This is a genomic window from Microbacterium sp. H6 (assembly GCF_003314775.1).
In the GTDB taxonomy this organism is placed as follows: Bacteria; Actinomycetota; Actinomycetes; order Actinomycetales; family Microbacteriaceae; genus Microbacterium; species Microbacterium oxydans.
In genome coordinates this window covers 36,034-42,260 of the sequence record NZ_QOAY01000202.1, presented here as the reverse complement: position 1 = coordinate 42,260, position 6,227 = coordinate 36,034, and the positions used below count along the sequence as shown (strand labels likewise).

At 67.5% G+C, this 6,227-nt stretch carries 5 protein-coding genes; 2 read left to right on the top strand and 3 right to left on the bottom strand.

Annotated features, from left to right (window positions below; genetic code table 11):
* Nucleotides 1-476: Na+/H+ antiporter NhaA (locus DSP71_RS13495; RefSeq protein ID WP_181800738.1), on the top strand; the 476-nt coding region annotated here is incomplete at its 5' end.
* A gap of 3 nt (nt 477-479) precedes the next feature.
* Here the strand turns inward: DSP71_RS13495 and DSP71_RS13490 are convergent.
* Nucleotides 480-2,018 (bottom strand): amino acid permease, encoded by a 1,539-nt coding sequence (locus tag DSP71_RS13490; protein WP_113681338.1) that lies wholly within the window; start codon nt 2,016-2,018, stop codon nt 480-482.
* Nucleotides 2,019-2,025: 7 nt separating this feature from the next.
* Nucleotides 2,026-3,396, bottom strand: a complete 1,371-nt coding sequence (locus DSP71_RS13485) for a glutamate decarboxylase (RefSeq protein ID WP_257021977.1) — start codon at nt 3,394-3,396, stop codon at nt 2,026-2,028.
* 271 nt (nt 3,397-3,667) lie between these two features.
* Here DSP71_RS13485 and DSP71_RS13480 point away from each other — a divergent pair, with 271 nt between their 5' ends.
* Nucleotides 3,668-4,162: a DUF1269 domain-containing protein gene (locus tag DSP71_RS13480; protein ID WP_113681336.1), complete on the top strand. Its 495-nt coding sequence runs from the start codon at nt 3,668-3,670 to the stop codon at nt 4,160-4,162.
* Nucleotides 4,163-4,299: 137 nt separating this feature from the next.
* On the opposite strand, the gene DSP71_RS13475 is transcribed toward DSP71_RS13480, so the two are convergent.
* A partial coding sequence (locus DSP71_RS13475) for a heavy metal translocating P-type ATPase (protein WP_258546442.1) occupies nt 4,300-6,227 on the bottom strand: 1,928 nt, incomplete at its 5' end.

Below are 6,227 nucleotides of genomic sequence, written 5' to 3'. Positions count from 1 at the left end.
CGGACGCCCGTCCGGTGTACGACGGCATGGCCGCACACCTCGCCGACCGGTGGGGCATCGTGGCCACGCTGTTCGCGGTGCCCGTGTTCGCGTTCTTCGCCGCCGGCGTCACGGTCGGCGGATGGGACGGACTCGCATCGGCGTTCACCGACCCGATCACGATCGGCATCGTCGTGGGACTGGTCGCGGGCAAGCCGGTCGGCATCCTCGTCACGACCTTCCTGCTGAGCCGGGTCCCCGCTCTGCGCCTCGACGAGACGCTCCGCTGGCCGGACCTGACCGGCATGGCGTTCCTCGCGGGAATCGGCTTCACCGTGTCGCTGCTGGTCGGCGAGCTCGCCTACGGGTCGAGCTCGGTCGCGGACGAGCACGTGAAGATCGGCGTGCTGGTCGGGTCGTTCGTCGCAGCCCTCCTCGGCGGGATCATCCTGGCGCGGCGCAATGCGCTGGCCCGAGCGGCGCATCGGGTCGAGTGACCCTCACCGACCTTCCGGTGAGACCGTGGCCTCCGGATGGGCGTCGCTCAACAGGCTTCCATCCGGCGGTCGACGGTCCCAGGACGGGCGACGGATCGCGTAGAACCTGAGGGGTGGTGCGCCCAGCACCACGATGACAGCGCCGACGACCCACGGATAGGCCGCGGGAGGGAAGGCGGTGAATCCCTCGGGCGGGATGAAGGCGAGCAGGAAAGCCGCGAGACACGCGACGAAGCCGATGCCGGCGACCAGCGGCAGCGCAGCGACGCGGTACGCGCGGTGCACCGTCGGCTCCTTGCGACGCAGCACGATCGCCGACGCGAACATGAGCATGTACATGATCAGGTACAGCGCGGCCGCCATGTCGATCAGTGCGACGAACGCGGCACTCACGTTCGGGACCACGATGAAGATCGCAGCGAGGATCGTCACGATCGTGCCCTGGAGCATCAGGATCCCGGACTGGACCCCCGCCTTGTTGCGCTTCTGCAGCATCGGTGGAAGCAGGCCCGTCTCGGCGGCGGCTAGCACGCCCTTCGAAGGCCCAGCGACCCAGGTGATCACGGAGGCGAGCGCGCCGGCGGCGATCAGCGCCGAGACGGCTGCCGTCGCCCATCCCATCCCCCAGTGATCGAAGTACACGCCGAAGGCGAGCATGATGCCGTTCGTGAGCCCCAGTTCCTTCGACGGGACGGCGACCGAGATCGCCAACGTCGGAAGGATGAACACGAGCAGGATCAGACCGGCGGCGAGGAACACCGAGCGGGGATACCCCTTGCCCGGGTCCTTCATCTGGTTCACGTGGACCGCGTTGACCTCCATCCCGGCGTACGCCAGCACATTCGACACGATCAGGACGATGGACGCCAGGCCGGTGAAGGGAGGGATGATCGCCGATGCTTCGAGCGGGACCTGGCTCTTCTCGCCGCTGAACACCCAGATCGCACCGAACACGATGAGCAGCGCGGCCGGCAGGAGCGTGCCGAGGATGCCGCCCCAGGAGCCGAGCTTGGCGAAGAGGTTGCCGCCGCGGAGGGTGACGAAAGTCGAACCCCAGTAGAACACGATGATCACGACCGCCGTGAAGAAGCCCGAACTCGACAACGACGGATCCATGAACACGAACGCGAGGGCACCCGCGATGAATGCGAGCTGTGTGGGGAACCACACCACGTTCTGGATCCACTGCAGCCACACCGCGGTGAATCCCCACCTGTTCCCGAGCGCCTCCCGCACCCAGACGTAGATGCCGCCCTTCCATCCGGTGGCGAGCTCTGCGGCGACCAGGGCCGTCGGCACCAGGAACACGATCGCGGGGATCAGATACAGCATGATGCTGCCGAGGCCGTACGTCGCCATCGCCGGAAGCGAGCGCAGACTGGCGACGACGACCAGGGTGAGCAGGGCGAGCTGGCCGACGCCGAGGATGGCGACGGCCGGCCGCGACACCTGCGTGGCTGCCGACGTGCGCGCAGCAGTCGGGCGAGTCGGCCTCGCTGCCGGAGTCGATTCTGGGGTGGCACCCGTGTTCGAAGTGGACATCGCGGGCTCAGTGGTGGAAGGCCGACTGGGACTTCTCGGTCGGCATCGGCGACTCGAGTGCGTCGAGGTAGGCGACTTCGGTCGCGATCGCCTGCAGAAGCTCCTCTGCGAGGTCCATGCTCAGCCCGTTGCGCACCACGATGCGCTGCACCGTTATCCGCTCCAGGTCGGCGGGCATCGGATACGCCGGCACGAGCCAGCCCTTCATCCGTAGCCGATCCTGCAGATGGTAGAGCGTCCAGTTCTTCGTGTGTCCGTCCTTCAGACGCCACGCGAACACAGGGATGTCGCTGCCGTCGTTCCACAGTTCGAACGCGTCGAGCTCGGCGATCCCCGCGGAGAGGTACTTCGCGACGTCCTGAGAGGCCTGCTGCACAGCGCGGTACCCCTCGAAACCGAGACGGAGGAACAGGTAGTACTGCAGCACCACCTGAGCCCCCGGCCGCGAGAAGTTCAGCGCGAACGTCGGCATCTCCCCGCCCAGGTAGCTCACCTTGAACACCAGGTCCTCCGGGAGCCACTGCGCCTCCCGCCACACCACCCAGCCGAGCCCCGGATACACGAGCCCGTACTTGTGCCCTGACGTGCTGATCGAATGCACCCGCTCGAGGCGGAAGTCCCACACCAGGTCCGGCTGCAGGAACGGCGCGATCATCGCCCCCGATGCCCCGTCCACGTGGATGGGGATGTCGAGGCCCGTGTTCTTCTGGATCTCGTCGAGAGCGGCGGCGATCTCGGCCACCGGCTCGTACATGCCCGTGTACGTGACCCCCATGATCGCGACGACGCCGATCGTGTTCTCGTCCACATACTTCGCCAGGTCGTGACCGTCGAGAGTCTTGTGCTCCTCGCTGATCGGCACGTAGCGCGGCTCGACGTCGAAGTAGTTGCAGAACTTCTCCCAGCACACCTGCACGGCCGAGGACATCACGATGTTCGGACTCGAGGCATCCTTGCCCGCCGCGCGCCGAGCCTGCTGCCAGCGCCGCTTGAAGGCGAGACCGCCCAGCATGCACGCCTCCGACGACCCGATGGTCGAGGTACCGATGCTCTTCTCCGCATCGGGCGCGTTCCAGAGGTTGGCCAGCATGTGCCAGCAGTTGTCCTCGATCGCCGCCGTCTGCGGATACTCGTCCTTGTCGATCATGTTCTTGTCGAAAGACGCGGCATAGACCTGCTTCGCGTCGTCGTCCATCCACGTGCTCACGAACGTGGCGAGGTTCAAGCGCGCGTTCCCGTCGAGGATCGTCTCGTCCTCCACGATCTGCTTCGCCGTATCGGGAAGCGACTCCCCTGGCGGGATGACGTGGCGCGAGGTGAGCGTCGCCTCCCCCGGCCTCGTGAAGATCGGCTGGTCGGCGCTGGAGGGAGTGCTCATGTCCGTGACCTTTCGCATCGCTGTCGACGTACCGCCAGCGACACGCTCGATCCTCATCGCTGGCCGTGTGCCGACCACTATCCCAAGAGCGACGATGCCGCGCCACCCCACTTTCGACCACATCGAAGCTCCCCCGGGTGAATTAGGGGCGGAGCCGGACGATCGCGGAAGTGACGTGCCTAGCATGTGCGGAGCGGGGCTCCGCCGCGGAGTGGACTCCCGAGATCATCGGCTGAGGGCGGTCGACTCAGCCCGAAGAAGGGAAGCATCCATGGCTGAACTCATCGTCATCTCGTTCGACAGCGAGCCACAGGCGGAAGGTGCCTACGACGAGATCCTGTCGCTGCAGAACGATCTGGTCGTCGAGCTCGCGGGCCTGGCGCTCGTGAAGGTCGACGAGAAGGGCAAGACCAAGGTCGAGTACCCGGGTGCAGCGGGGAACATCGGCGTCGGTGCCGCTGGAGGCGCGCTGTTCGGCATGCTGATCGGTCTGCTCTTCTTCGTCCCGTTCGCCGGGCTGCTGTTCGGCGGCCTCTTCGGCGCGCTGTTCGCCGGGCTGGACAAGACCGGTATCGACGCCGAATTCCGGGACCGGGTGAAGAACGCGGTCTCCGAGGGCAAGTCCGCCGTCGTCGTCTACGCGACGAAGATCACGGAGGACAAGTTCGCCGCCGCTCTCGCGCCGTTCAACGGCACCGTCGTGCAGACCTCCCTCTCGGCGGAGGACGAGAAGGAGCTCATCCACGACCTCGGCGGCGCGAGCTGACCAGCACTGTCGAGGAAGCCAGCACTGTCGAGGAAGCCAGCACTGTCGAGGAAGCCAGCACTGTCGAGGAAACCAGCACTGTCGAGGAAGAAGGGCCCCGCTCCTGGAGCGGGGCCCTTCTTCGCGTCCGCCCGGCCTCAGCGATCGAGGATCGCGCGGGTCGTCACCTCGGGCCGCAGATCGAGCCTCCGCAGCAGCTGGGCGTTGAGCGCGACCACGATCGTCGACAGCGACATCAGGATCGCCCCGACCGACATCGGCAGCACGAAGCCGATAGGCGCGAGCACACCCGCAGCCAACGGGACGGACAGCAGGTTGTAGCCCGCGGCCCACCACAGGTTCTGCTTCATCTTGCGGTAGGCCGCGCGCGAGAGCTCGATGACCGAGAGCACGGAACGCGGATCGTCGCTGGCGAGGATGACCCCCGCCGACGCGATCGCGACATCCGTTCCGGCACCGATGGCCAGACCCACGTCGGCCTGCGCGAGTGCGGGTGCGTCGTTGACGCCGTCGCCGACCATCGCGACCTTGCGACCTTCGTGCTGCAGCTCGTGCACCTTCGCGGCCTTGTCCTCGGGGCGTACGCCCGCGAAGAACCGGTCGATGCCCAGATCTGCCGCGACCGTGTGCGCGACGGCTTCCGCATCGCCGGTGATCATGACCACCTGCACCCCGAGGGCATGCAGCGCATCGACGGCTTCGCGCGACTCCGGACGGATCTCGTCGGCAAGCTTCAGCGCCCCGATCACCTGCCCGTCCTGCACCACGTGCAGGATGATCGCACCGTCCTCGCGCCACTGCTCGGCGACGGGAAGCTCGTCGGACCGCTCCTCCGTCAGCAGGTGCGGGCCGCCGACGCGCACCGTCGTCCCGTCGACGGTCGCCGTCACGCCGACCGCCGGCGACGACGTGAAGTCGCGACTCGCCGGCACGGACAGTCTCTTCTCGGCCGCGGCGCGCACGATCGCCTTCGCCAGAGGGTGCTCGCTGTCGGCCTCGGCGGCGGCGGCGAGCGCCAGCACCCGGTGGGCGTCATGCCCGCCGGAGACCGAGACCTCCGACACGGTCGGTTCGCCCTTGGTGAGTGTCCCGGTCTTGTCGAACAGGACCGTATCGACGGTGCGCATGCTCTCCAGCGCGAGCCTGTCCTTGACCAGGACGCCACCGCGAGCCGCCCGCTCGGTCGCGATCGACACGACCAGCGGGATCGCCAGGCCCAGGGCGTGCGGGCAGGCGATGACCAGCACCGTGATCGTGCGGATCACGGCGGCGTCGGGGAAGCCGACGAGTGTCCAGACGATCGCGGTGATCGCCGCGGATCCGAGCGCGAACCAGAACAGCCATCCCGCTGCCGTGTCCGCGAGGCGCTGAGCGCGCGAGGACGAGCTCTGCGCCTCGGTCACGAGTCTTTGGATGCCGGCCAGCGTGGTGTCGTCCCCGGTCGCCGTGATCTCCACCCGCAGCCCGGAATCGGTGGCGACCGTGCCGGCGGTGACCTGGTCGCCACTGCCGCGAGTGACCGTGCGGGATTCGCCTGTCACCATCGATTCGTCCATGGACGCACGTCCGTCGACGATCCGCCCATCGGCCGGCACGCTTCCGCCGGGCCGCACGATCACGATGTCGCCGACCCGGAGGTCGACTGGTGAGACCACGACGACCTGCCCGTCCTCCACACGCTCCGCCTCGTCCGGCAGGAGTGCCGCGAGCGAGTCGAGAGCAGAGGTCGTCTGCGCGAGCGATCGCATCTCGATCCAGTGTCCGAGCAGCATGATCACGATGAGGAGCGCGAGCTCCCACCAGAAGTCGAGCTCGTGGTGCAGGACGCCGAGGCTCGCTCCCCACGACGCGAGGAATGCGACAGTGATCGCGAGCCCGATGAGCAGCATCATGCCGGGCTTGCGCGAACGGATCTCGCTGACGGCACCCGTGAGGAAGGGCTTGCCTCCCCACACGTACATCACGGTTCCCAGCACGGGTGAGACCCAGGCCAGGCCCGGCACGTCGGGCAGGGTGTAACCGAGGATCATCGCGAACATGCCGGAGAGCACGACGGTGGGGACGG